This is a genomic window from Pseudomonas sp. LPB0260 (genome assembly GCF_013388395.1).
Map to the genome: position 1 here is coordinate 3,463,594 of NZ_CP058247.1, position 16,916 is coordinate 3,480,509.

The 16,916-nt window shown below is 63.5% G+C and carries 16 protein-coding genes; 12 read left to right on the forward strand and 4 right to left on the reverse strand.

Annotated elements, in window-relative coordinates:
- Positions 1–7 precede the first annotated feature (7 nt).
- The 3 genes from LPB260_RS15605 to LPB260_RS15615 are packed head-to-tail and all read left to right on the forward strand — an operon-like array spanning position 8 to position 2,660.
- Positions 8–442, forward strand: coding sequence for a thiol-disulfide oxidoreductase DCC family protein (locus LPB260_RS15605; RefSeq protein WP_208706732.1), 435 nt, complete (start codon positions 8–10; stop codon positions 440–442).
- On the forward strand, positions 435–851 hold the full coding sequence (locus LPB260_RS15610; protein WP_208709987.1) for a DoxX-like family protein: 417 nt from the start codon (positions 435–437) through the stop codon (positions 849–851). Before LPB260_RS15605 ends, LPB260_RS15610 begins: the two co-directional genes overlap by 8 nt.
- A gap of 30 nt (positions 852–881) precedes the next feature.
- Positions 882–2,660, forward strand: a complete 1,779-nt coding sequence (locus tag LPB260_RS15615) for an ABC transporter transmembrane domain-containing protein (protein WP_208706733.1) — start codon at positions 882–884, stop codon at positions 2,658–2,660.
- 38 nt (positions 2,661–2,698) lie between these two features.
- Here the strand turns inward: LPB260_RS15615 and rhtA are convergent, their stop codons facing one another.
- The 3 genes from rhtA to LPB260_RS15630 form a co-directional block, all read right to left on the reverse strand.
- The gene (gene rhtA, locus LPB260_RS15620) at positions 2,699–3,586 is read right to left on the reverse strand and encodes a threonine/homoserine exporter RhtA (RefSeq protein WP_208706734.1); all 888 of its coding nucleotides are present in this window, start codon (positions 3,584–3,586) and stop codon (positions 2,699–2,701) included.
- A 75-nt stretch (positions 3,587–3,661) separates the two neighbouring features.
- Positions 3,662–3,943 (reverse strand): pyrimidine/purine nucleoside phosphorylase, encoded by a 282-nt coding sequence (locus LPB260_RS15625; protein ID WP_208706735.1) that lies wholly within the window; start codon positions 3,941–3,943, stop codon positions 3,662–3,664.
- An 81-nt stretch (positions 3,944–4,024) separates the two neighbouring features.
- Positions 4,025–4,567 carry an exonuclease domain-containing protein gene (locus LPB260_RS15630; RefSeq protein WP_208706736.1) on the reverse strand — a complete coding sequence of 181 codons (543 nt, stop codon included), beginning with the start codon at positions 4,565–4,567 and terminating at the stop codon, positions 4,025–4,027.
- A 93-nt stretch (positions 4,568–4,660) separates the two neighbouring features.
- On the opposite strand from LPB260_RS15630, the gene LPB260_RS15635 reads away from it, so the two are divergent.
- Both LPB260_RS15635 and LPB260_RS15640 read left to right on the forward strand, forming a co-directional pair.
- Positions 4,661–5,539 (forward strand): NAD(P)-dependent oxidoreductase, encoded by an 879-nt coding sequence (locus tag LPB260_RS15635; protein ID WP_208706737.1) that lies wholly within the window; start codon positions 4,661–4,663, stop codon positions 5,537–5,539.
- Between the two features lie 230 nt (positions 5,540–5,769).
- On the forward strand, positions 5,770–6,030 hold the full coding sequence (locus LPB260_RS15640; protein ID WP_208706738.1) for a YkgJ family cysteine cluster protein: 261 nt from the start codon (positions 5,770–5,772) through the stop codon (positions 6,028–6,030).
- A 91-nt stretch (positions 6,031–6,121) separates the two neighbouring features.
- Here the strand turns inward: LPB260_RS15640 and gltA are convergent, their stop codons facing one another.
- Entirely contained in the window at positions 6,122–7,396 is a 1,275-nt protein-coding gene (gltA, locus tag LPB260_RS15645) for a citrate synthase (RefSeq protein WP_208706739.1), read from the reverse strand.
- Positions 7,397–7,770: 374 nt separating this feature from the next.
- Here gltA and sdhC point away from each other — a divergent pair, with 374 nt between their 5' ends.
- The 7 genes from sdhC (at position 7,771) to lpdA (ending at position 16,881) form a co-directional block, all read left to right on the forward strand.
- Entirely contained in the window at positions 7,771–8,145 is a 375-nt protein-coding gene (sdhC, locus tag LPB260_RS15650) for a succinate dehydrogenase, cytochrome b556 subunit (protein WP_208706740.1), read from the forward strand.
- Positions 8,139–8,507 carry a succinate dehydrogenase, hydrophobic membrane anchor protein gene (sdhD, locus tag LPB260_RS15655; RefSeq protein ID WP_208706741.1) on the forward strand — a complete coding sequence of 123 codons (369 nt, stop codon included), beginning with the start codon at positions 8,139–8,141 and terminating at the stop codon, positions 8,505–8,507. Before sdhC ends, sdhD begins: the two co-directional genes overlap by 7 nt.
- 3 nt (positions 8,508–8,510) lie before the next feature.
- Positions 8,511–10,283, forward strand: coding sequence for a succinate dehydrogenase flavoprotein subunit (gene sdhA / locus LPB260_RS15660; RefSeq protein WP_208706742.1), 1,773 nt, complete (start codon positions 8,511–8,513; stop codon positions 10,281–10,283).
- Positions 10,284–10,294: 11 nt separating this feature from the next.
- Positions 10,295–11,002 carry a succinate dehydrogenase iron-sulfur subunit gene (locus tag LPB260_RS15665; RefSeq protein WP_208706743.1) on the forward strand — a complete coding sequence of 236 codons (708 nt, stop codon included), beginning with the start codon at positions 10,295–10,297 and terminating at the stop codon, positions 11,000–11,002.
- A gap of 251 nt (positions 11,003–11,253) precedes the next feature.
- Positions 11,254–14,085: a 2-oxoglutarate dehydrogenase E1 component gene (locus LPB260_RS15670; RefSeq protein ID WP_208706744.1), complete on the forward strand. Its 2,832-nt coding sequence runs from the start codon at positions 11,254–11,256 to the stop codon at positions 14,083–14,085.
- Positions 14,086–14,157: 72 nt separating this feature from the next.
- Entirely contained in the window at positions 14,158–15,378 is a 1,221-nt protein-coding gene (gene odhB / locus LPB260_RS15675) for a 2-oxoglutarate dehydrogenase complex dihydrolipoyllysine-residue succinyltransferase (RefSeq protein ID WP_208706745.1), read from the forward strand.
- Between the two features lie 66 nt (positions 15,379–15,444).
- Positions 15,445–16,881 (forward strand): dihydrolipoyl dehydrogenase, encoded by a 1,437-nt coding sequence (gene lpdA / locus LPB260_RS15680; protein WP_208706746.1) that lies wholly within the window; start codon positions 15,445–15,447, stop codon positions 16,879–16,881.
- Positions 16,882–16,916: the final 35 nt, after the last annotated feature.

A 16,916-nucleotide genomic window follows, 5' to 3' on the forward strand; every position in this document is an offset into this window, starting at 1 on the left:
GGCTCCGATGGGTGTTGATAAGCTTCCTCCTTTTATTCAGCCGGGCGAACGCGTGGTGCTGTTCGATGGGGTGTGCAGGCTGTGCAATGCCTGGGCGAAGTTCCTGATTCGCCATGATCGGCGACGGCTGTTCCGCCTGGCCTCGGTGCAGTCGGCCGAGGGCCAGGCAATTCTCGCCTGGTTCGCGCTGCCGCTTGAGCGCTTCGACACCATGGCCTATGTCGAAGGCGACGCGTTGTTCGTGCGCTCCGGCGCGGTATTGCGCATCCTGGCTCAGCTCGATTGGCCCTGGCGCGGCTTCGGCCTGCTGCGTATCTGTCCGCGACCTGTTCGCGACTGGTTGTACGACCGCATCGCCCTGAACCGCTACCGCCTATTTGGCCGCTACGACAGCTGCCTGCTGCCAGACCCCGACCATGCGCGGCGCTTCCTCGATGGTTGAGCGGCGGCTGCAGTCGATCGCCCTGGTGTCGCGCCTGGCCCTGGGGTTGGTGTTTATCTGGCATGGCCTGGTGCCGAAAATCCTCTGGCTGAGCGTGGACGAGGTGGCGATGATCCAGGCCCACGGGCTGCCGGCTGCCGAATGGGTGGCGCAGGCAGCAGGGCTGGCCGAGATTCTGCTAGGGCTCTTGTTGGTGCTGCTGCGGGGCCATCGCTGGCCGCTGCTCCTGGCCGGATTGCTATTGATCGGCCTGCTGGTCGATGTGGCGCTGTTCAGTCCCCATCTTCTGTTGCAGGCCTTCAACCCGGTCTCTACCAACCTTGCCGCCCTGGCGCTGTGCCTGTCGGCCTGGCTGGCCGAAGCCAAGCCAGCCGAGGTCAGGCCGCCCAGTAGAATGCAATCCCATTGACCCGGGCCTGGCGCCCTTGTGCGAGCCGTCATGATCGCGATCCTCTCTTCCCGCCAGCGTGATGCCCTGCGCATGGCCTGGCGCTTCGTCGCGCCCTATCGCTGGCGAGTAGCGGGCGCGCTGCTGGCGTTGCTGTTCACTGCCGCCATCACCCTGTCGATGGGGCAGGGCATCAAGCTGCTGGTGGACCAGGGTCTGGCGACTCAATCGCCGCAGGCCCTGGGGCGCTCGATCGGCTTGTTCTTCGTGCTGGTGGTGGCTCTGGCGATCGGCACCTTCACCCGCTTCTATCTGGTGTCCTGGATTGGCGAGCGCTTCGTCGCCGATATCCGCAAGCGCGTGTTCAATCACCTGATCGGCCTGCATCCAGGCTTCTACGAAAGCAACCGCAGCTCGGAGATCCAGTCGCGCCTGACTGCCGATACCACCCTGCTGCAGTCGGTGATCGGTTCTTCCCTGTCCATGGCCCTGCGCAACGCGATCATGCTGGTCGGCGGCGTGGCCCTGCTGATCGTCACCAATCCCAAGCTCAGCGGCATCGTCCTGCTGGCCCTGCCACTGGTGGTGGCGCCCATCCTGATCTTCGGTCGGCGCGTGCGCCAGCTGTCGCGCCAGAGCCAGGACCGGGTGGCCGATGTCGGCAGCTATGTCGGCGAGGTGCTCGGGCAGATCAAGACCGTGCAGGCCTATAACCACCAGGCCGAGGATCGCCGCCGCTTCGCGATTGCGGCGGAGGCCGCCTTCGATACGGCGCGCCGGCGCATCGCCCAGCGCGCCTGGCTGGTGACCCTGGTCATAGTGCTAGTGCTCGGCGCCGTCGGGGTGATGCTCTGGGTCGGCGGCATGGACGTGATCGCCGGGCGCATTTCCGGCGGCGAGCTGGCGGCCTTCGTCTTCTACAGCCTGATCGTCGGCTCGGCCTTCGGCACACTCAGCGAGGTGATCGGTGAGTTGCAGCGCGCAGCCGGGGCGGCCGAGCGCATCGCCGAGCTGCTGCAGGCCCGCAACGAGATCAGCGCACCGGCAACCGGCGGCATGCCGTTGACGCAGCCCGTGCAGGGGCGGATCGAGCTGCAGGGGCTGCGCTTCGCCTACCCGTCGCGGCCAGCCAGCTTTGCCGTCGATGGCATCAGCCTGAGTATTGCGCCTGGCGAGACCCTGGCCCTGGTCGGGCCGTCCGGTGCCGGCAAGTCGACCATGTTCGACCTGCTGCTGCGTTTCTTCGACCCCCAGGAGGGGCGCATCCTCATCGACGGACAGGCCATCGAGCGGCTCGACCCCGCTGAGCTGCGCCGCTGCTTCGCCCTGGTGTCGCAGAATCCGGCGCTGTTCTACGGCACGGTCGAGGACAACATCCGCTACGGCAAGGCCGACGCCGGCCATGGCGAGGTGGAGGCCGCTGCGCGGGCTGCCAATGCCCATGAATTCATCATGAAGCTGCCGGGCGGCTACCAGACCCATCTGGGCGACGCGGGTCTGGGGTTGTCTGGCGGCCAGCGCCAACGCCTGGCGATCGCCAGGGCGCTATTGGTCGACGCACCGATCCTGCTGCTGGATGAGGCCACCAGCGCCCTCGACGCCGAGAGCGAGCACCTGGTCCAGCAGGCCTTGCCGCGCCTGATGGCCGGGCGTACCACCCTGGTGATCGCCCACCGCCTGGCGACGGTCACGAGTGCCGATCGCATCGCGGTGATCGACCAGGGCAGGCTGGTGGCTGTCGGTCGGCACGCGGAGCTGGTGGCCAGTGACCCGTTGTATGCGCGGCTGGCGGCGCTGCAGTTCAATGAGGGTAGTGTCGAGTCGCACTGACTCGACAGGCTCCGCTGTCTCCTCGCCGGCCAGCCGGCTCAAGGCGCCGGGTTTTCGATGGGCTTGGTGTGGGGCTTGATCGTCGCGGAGGCGCCAGCCGAGGCCAGGATGATGGCGCCGACGGCCAGCCACTGGGTCGTGGTCAGTTGCTCGTTGAGGATCAACAGCGCAGAGAGCGCGGCGATGGCCGGCTCCATGCTCATCAGGGTGCTGAAGGTGCGCACCGGGAGTCGGGTCAGGGCGAACATCTCCAGGCTGTAGGGCAGGGCGGATGACATCACCGCCACGGCAAGGGCCAGAGGCAGCAGCTGCACGGAGAACAGGCTGCTGCCGGCCTGCCACACACCCACGGGCAATATCAGCAAGGCAGCGATCAGGGTGCCGAGGGCCACGGTTTGTGAGCCGTGCTCGGCGCCGGCTTTCTTGCCGAAGACGATGTACAGGGCCCAGCACAGCCCGGCCGCCAATGCCAGGGCCATCCCCATGGGGTCCAGGCGCGAATCACTCTGATGGCTTGGCAGGAGTAGCCAGAGGCCGAAGATCGCCAGGGCGACCCAGGCGAAATCGAGCAGGCGCCGCGAGGACAGCAAGGCCAGAGCCAGTGGGCCGGTGAACTCGAGCGCCACTGCAACGCCCAGGGGGATGCTGTTCAGCGATTTATAGAACAGCAGGTTCATGCAACCCAGCGAGAGCCCATAGGCCAGCAGTGAGCGGCACGAGCGCCAGGTCAAGCGTGCGCGCCAAGGACGCATGAACAGGCAGAGGATCAGCGCCGCAAAACCGAGGCGAAGTGCAGTAGTGCCTTCGGCGCCGACCAGGGGAAACAGTCCCTTGGCCAGGGAGGCGCCACTCTGCAGGGAAGTCATCGCCAGCAGTAGCAGCGCGATGGGCAGAAGGACCGAGGCGGCGTGAGACGAGCGAGGCATTGCGAGCATCCTGGCGGGAACTATATGGCAATAAAAAACCGGCCACCTGGGCCGGTTTCTTTCGGGCCGCGGAGCTTAGCGATATTCGCAGAGGTAGGCCGTCTCAATAGCGACCTGCAACTGGAACTTGCTGTTGGCCGGCACGGTGAACTGGCTACCGGCGGCGAAGGTTTCCCAGCTGTCGCTGCCCGGAAGCTTGACCGTCAGGGCGCCGCTGATCACGTGCATGACCTCCAGCTGGTTGGTGCCGAATTCGTACTCCCCCGGCGCCATCACGCCAATCGAGGCAGGGCCTTCGGCCATGTCGAAAGCGATGGATTTGACGGTGCCGTCGAAGTATTCGTTGACCTTGAACATCTGCAGTTCCTCGTAAAGGGGTGGAAAAAAGGCCGCCAGTATGCCCAACGCCCGGCGGGGCGTCACCCGCTTTGCGCCGGTCTACGACGGCAGGATCAGCGGCAGCAGGCGGGCGGTATTGCGCGCATCGTTGAGGGCCCGATGTTGCTGGCCGCTGAACTGCAGGCCGGCCAGCTGCAGGGCGCGGTTAAGCCCTACCGGCCTGGGCAGCTGGCGGGCTTCGGCAAAGTGGCGCTTGAGGTTGAGGTGGGGGATCTGGGTCAGCAGGCTGGTCAGTTGCAGGCGTTGCCAGTCCTGTTCCAGCTGGCGCCGGTCGTACTCGCCCCAGCTGGCCCAGCCGCGAAGATGCGCCTGGTGCCCGCTCAGCCAGCGTTCGAACTGTGGCCAGACGGCGCTCAGCGTTGAGGCCGCACTGACCTTGTCCTGATCGATATGGGTGAGGTCGCAACAGAAGGCGGTGAGCTGGGGGCGGCGCAGCGGTCGCACGAAACGTTGAAAATGGTCCACTTCATGGCCGCTGGCGCTGACCAGGCTGGCGCCGATCTCGATGATTTCCATTTCTTCCAGTGGCCAGCCACCCTCTTCGGTGGTGGCCTCCAGGTCGATTACCAGCCAGTGTCCCATAAGCCCTCCTTTGCGTTAGGGGCAGTATGCAAGGCTTTCCTGGCCTGGCAAGCCCCGTGATAGGCTTGCCGCTCCTGTGTTTCGGAGGTGTTTATGGCGAAGGTTGCCTTTATCGGCTTGGGCGTAATGGGCTACCCGATGGCGGGACATCTGGCGCGCGCTGGGCATCAGGTGTGCGTGTATAACCGCACCGCGGCCAAGGCGGCCCAGTGGCTGAGCGAGTTTACCGGCAGTAGCGCCGCGACCCCGCGTGAGGCGGCGCAGGGAGCGGACTTCGTGATGGTTTGCGTGGGCAACGACGATGACCTGCGCGGCGTGGCGCTAGGGGGCGACGGTGCCTTCGCCGGCATGTCGGCAGGCGCCGTGCTGGTCGATCACACCACCGCGTCGGCCAACGTCGCCCGTGAACTGGCGGCTGAGGCGCTCGAGCGCGGGCTGGGTTTCCTCGATGCGCCGGTGTCCGGGGGGCAGGCGGGTGCGCAGAACGGCGTGTTGACGGTGATGGTCGGTGGCGACGAGCAGGTCTACGCGCGCGCCGAGCCTGTGCTCCAGGCCTATGCGCGCATGGTGCGCTTGATGGGCGCCGCCGGTAGCGGCCAGTTGACCAAGATGGTCAACCAGATCTGCATCGGCGGGCTGGTCCAGGGGTTGTCCGAAGCCCTGCACTTCGCCCAGCGCGCCGGCCTCGACGCGCACGGCGCGATGGAGGTGATCAGCAAGGGCGCCGCGCAATCCTGGCAACTGGAAAACCGGCACAAGACCATGCTGGCCGGCGAGTTCGACTTCGGTTTCGCCGTCGACTGGATGCGCAAGGACCTGTCGATCCTGCTCGAAGAGGCCCGCCGCAATGGGGCGCAGCTGCCGGTCACTGCGCTGGTCGATCAGTTCTACGCCGACGTCCAGGCGATGGGTGGCGGTCGCTGGGACACCTCCAGCCTGATCGCTCGCCTGCAGACGCCCAAGCGTCCTTGAGCCAGGGACCGGCTGCTGCGCGGTGAGCCTGGTGGCCGGCTTGCCGGCTCTCTTCTGTGTCGGCCATTACCCCCAGGGACTGCCCGAACGCCGGGCGCATGACCGATCGCCGCTGCCGATGGTCGGCGCAGCGGGCGCAATGCCCTTCGAGGGTGCTGCTAAGTCGGATGGGAATTGGCTAGAATCCGCGACCTTTCCGACTTCCTGAGTTAACCGAGGATCATGTCGTCATGAATTGCCGTCCTGGCTGTGGCGCCTGTTGCATCGCCCCTTCGATCAGTTCCCCCATACCCGGCATGCCGAAAGGCAAGGCAGCTGGAGAGCGCTGCGTGCAGCTCTCGCTCGACAATTATTGCGGTTTGTTCGGCAAGCCGGAGCGACCGGCCGTGTGCTCGGCGTTCCAGGCGGATGTCGAGGTCTGCGGAGCGACGCGCGAGGAGGCCATTCGGCTGCTTGGCTGGCTAGAGCAGAGCACGGCCCTGGCCGGCTGATCGGAGCGAGGCGGTCAGGTCGCGGTACGTGGACGCGGAATGCAAAAAAGGCTGCCAGTGGCAGCCTTTTTCGTAGGACGAGCCGACGCGCTTAGCGCGGCAGGTCGCGCTGCGGGTGGCCGGTGTACAGCTGGCGCGGGCGGCCGATCTTGTACGGGCTGGAGAGCATTTCCTTCCAGTGCGAGATCCAGCCGACGGTCCGCGCCAGGGCGAAGATCACGGTGAACATGCTGGTCGGAATGCCGATGGCCTTGAGGATGATGCCCGAGTAGAAGTCGACGTTCGGGTAGAGGTTACGCTCCTTGAAGTAAGGATCGTTACGCGCAATTTCCTCCAGCTTCATCGCCAGCTCCAGCTGCGGATCATTGTTGATCCCCAGTTCGGCCAGGACTTCGTCGCAGGTCTGCTTCATCACCTTGGCGCGCGGGTCGAAGTTCTTGTACACGCGATGGCCGAAGCCCATCAGCTTGAACGGATCGTTCTTATCCTTGGCCTTGGCGATATAGGCATCGATGTTTTCCACGCTGCCGATCTCGTCCAGCATGCTCAGCACCGCCTCGTTGGCGCCGCCGTGTGCCGGGCCCCACAGCGCGGCGATGCCGGCGGCGATACAGGCGAACGGGTTGGCGCCGGAAGAGCCGGCGAGGCGAACGGTGGAGGTCGAGGCGTTCTGCTCATGGTCGGCATGGAGGATGAAGATCTTGTCCATCGCCTTGGCCAACACCGGGCTGATCGGTTTGATCTCGCACGGGGTGTTGAACATCATGTGCAGGAAGTTTTCCGCATAGTTCAGGTCGTTGCGCGGGTACATCATGGGCTGGCCCATGGAGTACTTGTAGACCATCGCCGCCAGGGTCGGCATCTTGGCGATCAGGCGCATCGCGGAGATGTCGCGATGCTGCGGGTTATTGATGTCCAGGGAGTCGTGGTAGAAGGCCGAGAGCGCGCCCACCACGCCGCACATGATGGCCATCGGGTGAGCATCGCGACGGAAACCGTTGAAGAAGGTCTTCAGCTGCTCGTGAACCATGGTGTGGTTCTTGATGGAGCTGACGAAGCTGGCCTTCTGCTCGGCGTTCGGCAGCTCGCCGTTGAGCAGCAGGTAGCAGGTTTCCAGGTAGTCGGAGTTGTCGGCCAGTTGCTCGATGGGGTAGCCGCGGTGCAGCAGAACGCCCTGATCGCCGTCGATATAGGTGATCTTCGACTCGCACGAGGCGGTGGACATAAAGCCAGGATCAAAAGTGAAACGGCCCGTGGCGGTTAAGCCCCGTACGTCAATTACATCGGGACCAACGGTGCCGGTTAAAACGGGCAGCTCGACGGGGGCAGCGCCCTCGATGATCAACTGCGCTTTTTTGTCAGCCATGGGTGGCCTCCTAGTTATGCTTGAAATCATCTGACAGCCCCCCACGCAGGGCCCGCACCACTATAGTGAGATAAATCCGAAAGTCAATTTGGGTAAACCCACGCGCCAGAAGGGTTTTCCGGCGGTTTTCTGGGTCGGGGAGCGGCTCTTCGCATCCTCTATATAAGGTGCGCAAAAGGTTCGCAATCGGCTCTTCGTTCAAGGCCTTCACGTTGTCATTAGTAACCTAACTGTCTATACTCTGCGCCCGACCGCCGGGGGCTTCGCGCCCTGTCTGAAGTGGTCGTCACTCCTTGGGTGATGGGTACCTGACCAGTGCACTTCCCGACAACTTTGCCCTGCTAGTTAGGGGCTCTCAGTGTGATAAAAAAGCCGTGAATAGCCAACGACCTGTAAACCTAGACCTTAGGACTATCAAACTCCCAGTCACCGCTTACACGTCCATTCTCCACCGTATCTCCGGTGTCATCCTCTTCGTCGGTATCGCCGTACTGCTGTTCGGCCTCGACAAGTCGCTGGCTTCCGAAGAGGGCTTCGCCCAGGTGAAGGAATGCCTGACCAGTCCGCTGGCCAAGTTCGTGATTTGGGGATTGTTGTCCGCTCTGCTGTACCACCTGGTGGCCGGCGTACGCCACTTGATCATGGACATGGGCATCGGTGAGACGCTGGAAGGCGGCAAGCTGGGCTCGCAAATCGTCATCGCCGTTTCGGTGATCGTGATCCTGCTGCTGGGGGTGTGGATATGGTAACTAATGTCACTAGTTTTGCTCGTTCGGGCCTTGCCGATTGGATGGTTCAACGAGTTTCTGCGGTCGTTCTCGCGGCTTACACGCTGTTTTTGCTGGGTTATGTAGTGCTTAACCCAGGCATGGGCTACGCCGAATGGCAGGGCCTGTTCTCCAATGACGCTGTACGCATCTTCAGTCTGCTGGCGCTGGTTGCGCTCTGCGCCCATGCATGGGTCGGCATGTGGACGATCTCCACTGACTACCTGACGCCGATGGCGCTGGGCAAGTCGGCGACTGCCGTGCGTTTTCTCTTCCAGGCCGCGTGTGGCATTGCCATCTTCGTGTTTCTCGCCTGGGGCGTGCAGATTCTTTGGGGTATCTGATTCATGACTAGCATTCGTACTCTTTCTTATGACGCCATCATCGTAGGTGGCGGCGGCGCGGGCATGCGCGCGGCCCTGCAGCTGGCCCAGGGTGGTCACAAGACCGCCGTGGTCACCAAGGTGTTCCCGACTCGTTCGCACACCGTCTCCGCCCAGGGTGGCATCACCTGCGCCATCGCCTCCGCCGACCCGAATGACGATTGGCGCTGGCACATGTACGACACCGTCAAGGGCTCCGACTATATCGGTGACCAAGACGCCATCGAGTACATGTGTTCCGTCGGCCCGGAAGCCGTGTTCGAGCTGGAGCACATGGGCCTGCCGTTCTCCCGTACCGAGCAGGGTCGCATCTATCAGCGCCCGTTCGGCGGTCAGTCCAAGGGTCCAGACAATCCGACCCAGGCTGCGCGTACCTGCGCTGCTGCCGACCGTACCGGTCATGCGCTGCTGCACACCCTGTACCAGGCCAACCTTAAGGCTGGCACCTCGTTCCTCAACGAGTGGTACGCGGTCGACCTGGTAAAGAACCAGGATGGCGCCGTGGTTGGCGTCATTGCCATCTGCCTGGAAACCGGCGAAACCGTCTATATCCGCTCCAAGGCCGTGGTTCTGGCCACTGGCGGTGCCGGTCGCATCTACGCCTCGACCACCAACGCCCTGATCAACACCGGTGACGGTATCGGCATGGCCCTGCGTGCCGGTGTACCGGTGCAGGACATCGAGATGTGGCAGTTCCACCCGACCGGTATCGCCGGCGCCGGCGTGCTGGTAACCGAGGGTTGCCGTGGTGAAGGTGGCTACCTGATCAACAAGCACGGCGAGCGCTTCATGGAGCGCTATGCACCGAACGCCAAGGACCTCGCCGGTCGCGACGTGGTCGCGCGCTCGATGGTCAAGGAAATCATCGCCGGTAACGGCTGTGGTCCGGAAGGCGATCATGTGATGCTGAAGCTCGATCACCTGGGCGAGGAGGTGCTGCACAGCCGCCTGCCGGGTATCTGTGAGCTGTCGAAGACCTTCGCCCATGTCGATCCGGTCGTCGCGCCGGTTCCGGTCGTGCCGACCTGCCACTACATGATGGGTGGCGTGGCCACCAATATTCATGGTCAGGCCATCACCCAGGATGCCAACGGCAACGACAAGATCATCGACGGTCTGTTCGCCGTGGGCGAAGTGGCTTGCGTATCTGTGCATGGCGCCAACCGCCTGGGCGGCAACTCGCTGCTCGACCTGGTGGTGTTTGGTCGGGCCGCCGGCCTGCACCTGGAGAAAGCGCTGAAAGAAGGTGTCGAAGTTCGTGGCGCCTCGCAGACCGACATCGAGCAATCGCTCAAGCGTCTGTCCGGGGTCAACGAGCGTACCACCGGCGAAGACGTGGCCCCGCTGCGTAAAGAGCTGCAGAACTGCATGCAGAACTACTTCGGTGTATTCCGTACCGGCGAATACATGCAGAAGGGCATCCAGCAGCTGGCCGACCTGCGCGAGCGCATCGCCAACGTCAAGATCGCGGACAAGAGCCAGGCGTTCAACACTGCACGTATCGAGGCCCTGGAGCTGCAAAACCTGCTCGAGGTGGCCGAGGCGACTGCGGTGGCTGCCGAGACCCGTAAGGAATCTCGTGGCGCCCATGCCCGCGAAGACTTCGAAGAGCGCGATGACGAGAACTGGCTGTGCCACTCCCTGTACTTCCCGGGAGAGAAGCGCGTGAGCAAGCGCGCCGTCAACTTCGCGCCGAAGACCGTGCCGGCGTTTGAACCCAAGGTTCGGACTTATTAAGGGTGGCTGATATGTTGCAAGTCAGTGTTTATCGCTACAACCCGGAGCAGGACGCTGCGCCGTTCATGCAGGACTTCCAGGTCGACACCGGCGGCAAGGACATCATGGTCCTCGACGTGTTGGCGTTGATCAAGGAGCAGGACGAGGGCTTTTCCTATCGTCGTTCCTGCCGTGAGGGCGTGTGCGGCTCCGATGGTATGAACATCAACGGCAAGAACGGTCTGGCCTGTATCACGCCGATTTCGGCCGCCGGCCTCAAGGGCGGCAAGCTGGTGATTCGCCCCTTGCCTGGCCTGCCGGTCATCCGTGACCTGGTCGTCGATATGAGCATCTTCTACAAGCAGTACGAGAAGGTGCAGCCGTTCCTGCAGAACGACACGCCGGCGCCGGCGATCGAGCGCCTGCAGTCGCCGGAAGAGCGCGAGAAGCTCGATGGTCTGTACGAGTGCATCCTCTGTGCCTGCTGCTCGACCAGCTGCCCGTCGTTCTGGTGGAACCCGGACAAGTTCCTCGGCCCTGCCGCGCTGCTGCAAGCCTATCGCTTCCTGGCTGACAGCCGCGACACCAAGACCGAAGAGCGTCTGGCTTCGCTGGACGATCCGTTCAGCGTGTTCCGTTGCCGCGGCATCATGAACTGCGTGAACGTCTGCCCGAAGGGTCTCAACCCGACCAAGGCGATCGGCCACGTACGCAATATGCTGCTGCAGAGCGGTACCTGATTCTCAGTTGTTCGCAAGACCCGTTACACCTGCGGCGCCGGCCTCAACCCGGCGCTGCAGTTTGAGCCAGAGCCACAGCTCACAAAGCCGTGGTTCTTATTTGAAAAAATGACGACCAGCAGGGGCATCCGGGCTGGTACCCGGACTATCTGCGGGATCCGTGGTGGCTTTACCGAAGTCGCTGCTTCAGGACTTCAAAAGCCAATGCGGTTTCCACGCCGGTGGTGTCCCCTTACTGAGGGTGACCAAGCATGCAAGAAAGCGTGATGCAGCGCATGTGGGACAGTGCCCACCTATCTGGTGGCAACGCTGCCTATGTGGAAGAGCTCTACGAGCTCTACCTGCACGATCCCAACGCTGTGCCAGAAGAGTGGCGCACCTACTTCCAGAAGTTGCCTAGCGACGGCAGCGCCGCTACAGACGTATCGCACTCGACGATTCGCGACCATTTCGTCCTGCTCGCCAAGAATCAGCGTCGCGCCCAACCGGTTTCCGCCGGCAGCGTGAGCAGCGAGCACGAAAAGAAGCAGGTCGAAGTGCTGCGGATGATTCAGGCCTACCGCATGCGTGGCCACCAGGCCGCCAAGCTGGACCCGCTTGGGCTCTGGCAGCGTCCGGTACCCGCTGATCTGGCGATCACTCACTATGGCCTGACCGACGCCGACCTGGACACCACCTTCCGCACCGGTGGTCTGTTCATCGGCAAGGAAGAGGCTACTCTGCGCGAAATTCGCGATGCTTTGCAGCAGACATATTGCCGCACCATCGGCGCCGAGTTCACCCACATCGTCGATTCCGAGCAGCGCAGCTGGTTCCAGCAGCGCCTGGAAAGCGTGCGCGGCCGTCCGCAGTTCTCCGCCGAGGTGCAGAGCCACCTGCTCGAGCGTCTGACTGCGGCCGAAGGTTTGGAGAAGTACCTGGGCACCAAGTACCCGGGCACCAAGCGTTTCGGCCTGGAAGGTGGCGAGAGCCTGATCCCGTTGCTCGATGAAGTGATCCAGCGTTCCGGCTCCTATGGCACCAAGGAAATCGTCATCGGCATGGCCCACCGTGGCCGCCTGAACGTACTGGTCAATACCTTTGGCAAGAACCCGCGCGAACTGTTCGACGAGTTCGAAGGCAAGAAGGTCGAGGGTCTCAGCTCGGGCGACGTGAAGTACCACCAGGGCTTCTCCTCCAACGTCATGACCGCCGGTGGCGAAGTCCACCTGGCGCTGGCGTTCAACCCGTCGCACCTGGAGATCGTCTCCCCGGTGGTCGAGGGCTCGGTGCGGGCGCGCCAGGACCGTCGTAGCGACGTGTCCGGCGACAAGGTACTGCCGATCTCGATCCACGGCGACGCCGCGTTCGCCGGTCAGGGCGTGGTCATGGAAACCTTCCAGATGTCGCAGACCCGCGGCTTCAAGACGGGCGGTACCATCCATATCGTGATCAACAACCAGGTCGGCTTCACCACCAGCCGTGCAGAAGACTCGCGCTCCACCGAGTACTGCACCGACGTGGCGAAGATGATCCAGGCGCCGATCTTCCATGTGAATGGCGATGACCCGGAGGCCGTGCTGTTCGTCACCCAGCTGGCCGTCGACTATCGCATGCAGTATAAGCGCGACGTGGTCATCGACCTGGTCTGCTACCGCCGCCGCGGCCACAACGAGGCCGACGAGCCGAGTGGCACCCAGCCGCTGATGTACCAGCAGATCTCCAAGCAGCGGACCACCCGCGAGCTGTACGCCGAGTCGCTGACCAACGCGGTCAGTCATTCCGCGGACGAGGTGCAGGCCAAGATCGATGACTACCGTACTGCGCTGGACAATGGCCAGCACGTGGTCAAGAGCCTGGTCAAGGAGCCGAACAAGGAGCTGTTCGTCGACTGGCGTCCGTACCTGGGCCATGCCTGGACCGCGCGTCACGACACGCGCTTCGACCTGAAGACCCTGCAGGACCTGTCCAACAAGCTGCTGGAAATCCCGGAAGGCTTCGTGGTCCAGCGTCAGGTCGCGAAGATTCTCGAGGATCGCCAGAAGATGGGCGCCGGTGCGCTGCCGATCAACTGGGGCTACGCCGAAACCATGGCTTACGCCACCCTGTTGTTCGAAGGCCATCCGATTCGCATGACCGGCCAGGACATCGGTCGCGGCACCTTCTCGCACCGCCACGCGGCGCTGCACAACCAGAAGGACGCCAGCACCTACCTGCCGCTGCAGAACCTCTACCAGGGTCAGCCGCGCTTCGACCTGTACGACTCCTTCCTCTCGGAAGAAGCGGTGCTGGCCTTCGAATACGGCTATGCCACCACCCAGCCCAACGCCTTGGTGATCTGGGAAGCGCAGTTCGGCGATTTCGCCAACGGTGCCCAGGTGGTATTCGACCAGTTCATTTCCAGTGGCGAGCACAAGTGGGGCCGACTCTGCGGCCTGACCATGCTGCTGCCGCACGGTTATGAAGGGCAGGGGCCGGAGCACTCGTCCGCGCGCCTGGAGCGCTTCCTGCAGTTGAGCGCCGAGCACAACATGCAAGTCTGCGTGCCGACCACTCCGGCGCAGATCTACCATCTGCTGCGCCGTCAGGTGATCCGCCCGCTGCGCAAGCCGTTGGTCGTATTGACGCCGAAGTCGCTGCTGCGCCACAAATTGGCCATCTCGACCTTGGAAGACCTGGCCGAAGGTTCGTTCCAGACGGTGATTCCGGAACTCGACACGCTGGATCCGAAGAAAGTCGAGCGCATGATCCTGTGCAGCGGCAAGGTCTACTACGACTTGCTGGAGAAGCGCCGGGCCGAAGAGCGCCAGGACATCGCCATCGTGCGTATCGAGCAGCTCTATCCGTTCCCGGAAGACGATCTGGCCGAGGTGCTGGCGCCGTACAAGAACCTCAAGCACATCGTCTGGTGTCAGGAAGAGCCGATGAACCAGGGCGCTTGGTACTGCAGTCAGCATCACATGCGCCGTGTCGCCACCGCGCACAAGAAGACGCTGTTCCTTGAGTACGCCGGTCGCGATGCCTCTGCTGCGCCGGCTTGCGGTTACGCCTCGATGCACGCCGAGCAGCAGGCAAAACTGCTGCAAGACGCTTTTACCGTTTAACGCCTTCGCCCGAAAGAGGCGGCCCACCACGGCCGCCTCGCTGAAGAAACCGAATTAAAGGAACCACACATAATGGCTATCGAGATCAAAGCGCCTACCTTTCCGGAGTCGGTTGCCGACGGCACCGTTGCGACCTGGCACAAGAAGCCTGGGGACGCGGTCAAGCGCGATGAGCTGATCGTTGACATCGAAACCGACAAGGTTGTGATGGAAGTGCTGGCCGAGGCCGATGGTGTCCTCGCCGAAATCGTCAAGAACGAAGGCGACACCGTGCTCAGCGGTGAGCTGCTGGGTAAATTGAACGAAGGCGCTGCCGCCGCGGCCCCGAGCAAGTCGGCCGCCGAAGCGCCGACCGCCCAGGAGTCCGCCCCGGCCGCCGGCGGCGACGAGCAGATCCTGTCCCCGGCCGCGCGCAAGCTGGCCGAAGAGAACGGCATCGACCCGAACAGCATCAGCGGTTCGGGCAAGGGTGGCCGGGTGACCAAGGAAGACGTGGTCGCCGCAGTCGAAGCGAAGAAGAAGGCCCCGGTTGCAGCGCCGGCCGCCAAGCCTGCCGCCCAGGCCGCCGCGCCGAAGCTGGAAGCCGGCGACCGCGTCGAGAAGCGCGTGCCGATGACTCGCCTGCGCGCCAAGGTCGCCGAGCGTCTGGTCGAGGCGCAGTCCTCCATGGCCATGCTGACCACGTTCAACGAAGTCAACATGAAGCCGATCATGGAGCTGCGCTCCAAGTACAAGGACCTGTTCGAGAAGAAGCACGACGGCGTGCGCCTGGGCTTCATGTCCTTCTTCGTCAAGGCCGCCACCGAGGCGCTGAAGCGTCAGCCGGGCGTGAACGCCTCGATCGACGGCAGCGACATCGTCTACCACGGCTACCAGGATATCGGCGTGGCCGTGTCCAGCGACCGTGGCCTGGTGGTTCCGGTGCTGCGCAACGCCGAGCACATGAGCCTGGCCGAGATCGAAGGCACCATCGCCGCGTTCGGCAAGAAGGCCAAAGACGGCAAGCTGACCATCGAAGACATGACCGGCGGCACCTTCACCATTTCCAACGGTGGGGTGTTCGGCTCGCTGCTGTCGACGCCGATCGTCAACCCGCCACAGACCGCGATCCTGGGCATGCACAAGATCCAGGAGCGGCCGATGGCGGTCAATGGCCAGGTGGTGATCCTGCCGATGATGTACCTGGCGCTGTCCTACGACCACCGCCTGATCGATGGTAAGGAAGCCGTGACCTTCCTGGTTACCATGAAAGACCTGCTGGAAGACCCGGCTCGTCTGTTGTTGGATATCTAATCCGTTTGTCCTGAGCGCGACGGCCCCCACAAGGGGCCGTTGTCTTCATCCGAGAAGGAATGAGTTATGACCCAGAAATTCGACGTGGTAGTCATCGGTGCCGGCCCTGGTGGCTATGTTGCAGCCATCAAAGCAGCCCAGCTCGGTCTGAAGACCGCCTGCATCGAGAAGTACCAGGATAAAGAGGGCAAGATCGCCCTCGGCGGTACTTGCCTGAACGTCGGTTGCATTCCGTCCAAGGCCCTGCTGGACAGCTCCTGGAAGTACCACGAGGCGAAGGAAGGCTTCGCCGTCCACGGCATCGAGGCCAAGGGCGTGAGCATCGACGTACCGGCGATGATCGGTCGTAAGAGCAACATCGTTAAGAATCTCACCGGCGGCGTCAGCACCCTGTTCAAGGCCAACGGTGTGACCCTGCTGGAAGGCCACGGCAAGCTGCTGGCCGGCAAGCAGGTCGAAGTCACCGCGCTGGACGGCACCACCCAGGTGGTCGAGGCGGCGAACGTGATCCTGGCTTCCGGCTCCAAGCCGGTAGACATCCCGCCGGCCCCAGTCGATCAGGACGTGATCGTCGACTCCACCGGCGCCCTGGAATTCCAGAGCGTACCGAAGAAGCTGGGCGTGATTGGCGCCGGCGTGATCGGCCTGGAGCTGGGCTCGGTATGGGCGCGTCTGGGCGCGGAAGTCACCGTGATCGAGGCGCTGGACAAGTTCCTCCCGGCGGCCGATGAGCAGATCGCCAAGGAAGCCATGAAGACCCTGACCAAGCAGGGTCTGAAGATCCGCCTGGGCGCTCGTGTGACTGGCTCCGAAGTGAAGAAGAAGCAGGTCACCGTGACCTTCACCGACGCCGACGGCGAGCAGCAGATGACCTTCGACAAGCTGATCGTCGCGGTCGGCCGTCGTCCGGTGACCACCGACCTGTTGGCTGCCGACAGCGGCGTCGACATGGACGAGCGTGGCTTCATCTACGTCGACGACCAGTGCGCCACCAGCGTGCCGGGCGTCTACGCCATCGGTGACGTGGTGCGCGGCGCGATGCTGGCGCACAAGGCCTCGGAAGAGGGCGTGATGGTCGCCGAGCGCATCGCCGGCCACAAGGCGCAGATGAACTATGATCTGATTCCGTCGGTCATCTATACCCACCCGGAGATCGCGTGGGTCGGCAAGACCGAGCAGCAGCTCAAGGGTGAGGGTGTTGAAGTCAAGGTCGGCACCTTCCCGTTCGCAGCCAGCGGCCGGGCCATGGCGGCCAACGACACCGGCGGTATGGTCAAGGTCATTGCCGACGCCAAGAGCGACCGCGTGCTGGGCGTCCACGTGATCGGCCCAAGCGCTGCCGAGCTGGTTCAGCAGGGCGCGATCGGCATGGAGTTCGGCACCAGTGCCGAAGACCTGGGCATGATGGTGTTCTCGCACCCGACCCTGTCCGAGGCGCTGCATGAAGCAGCCCTGGCAGTGAACGGCGGCGCCATTCACATCGCCAACCGCAAGAAGCGCTGAGTCACGGGCGTATCGTCGCCGCGTCAGCTGGCCCC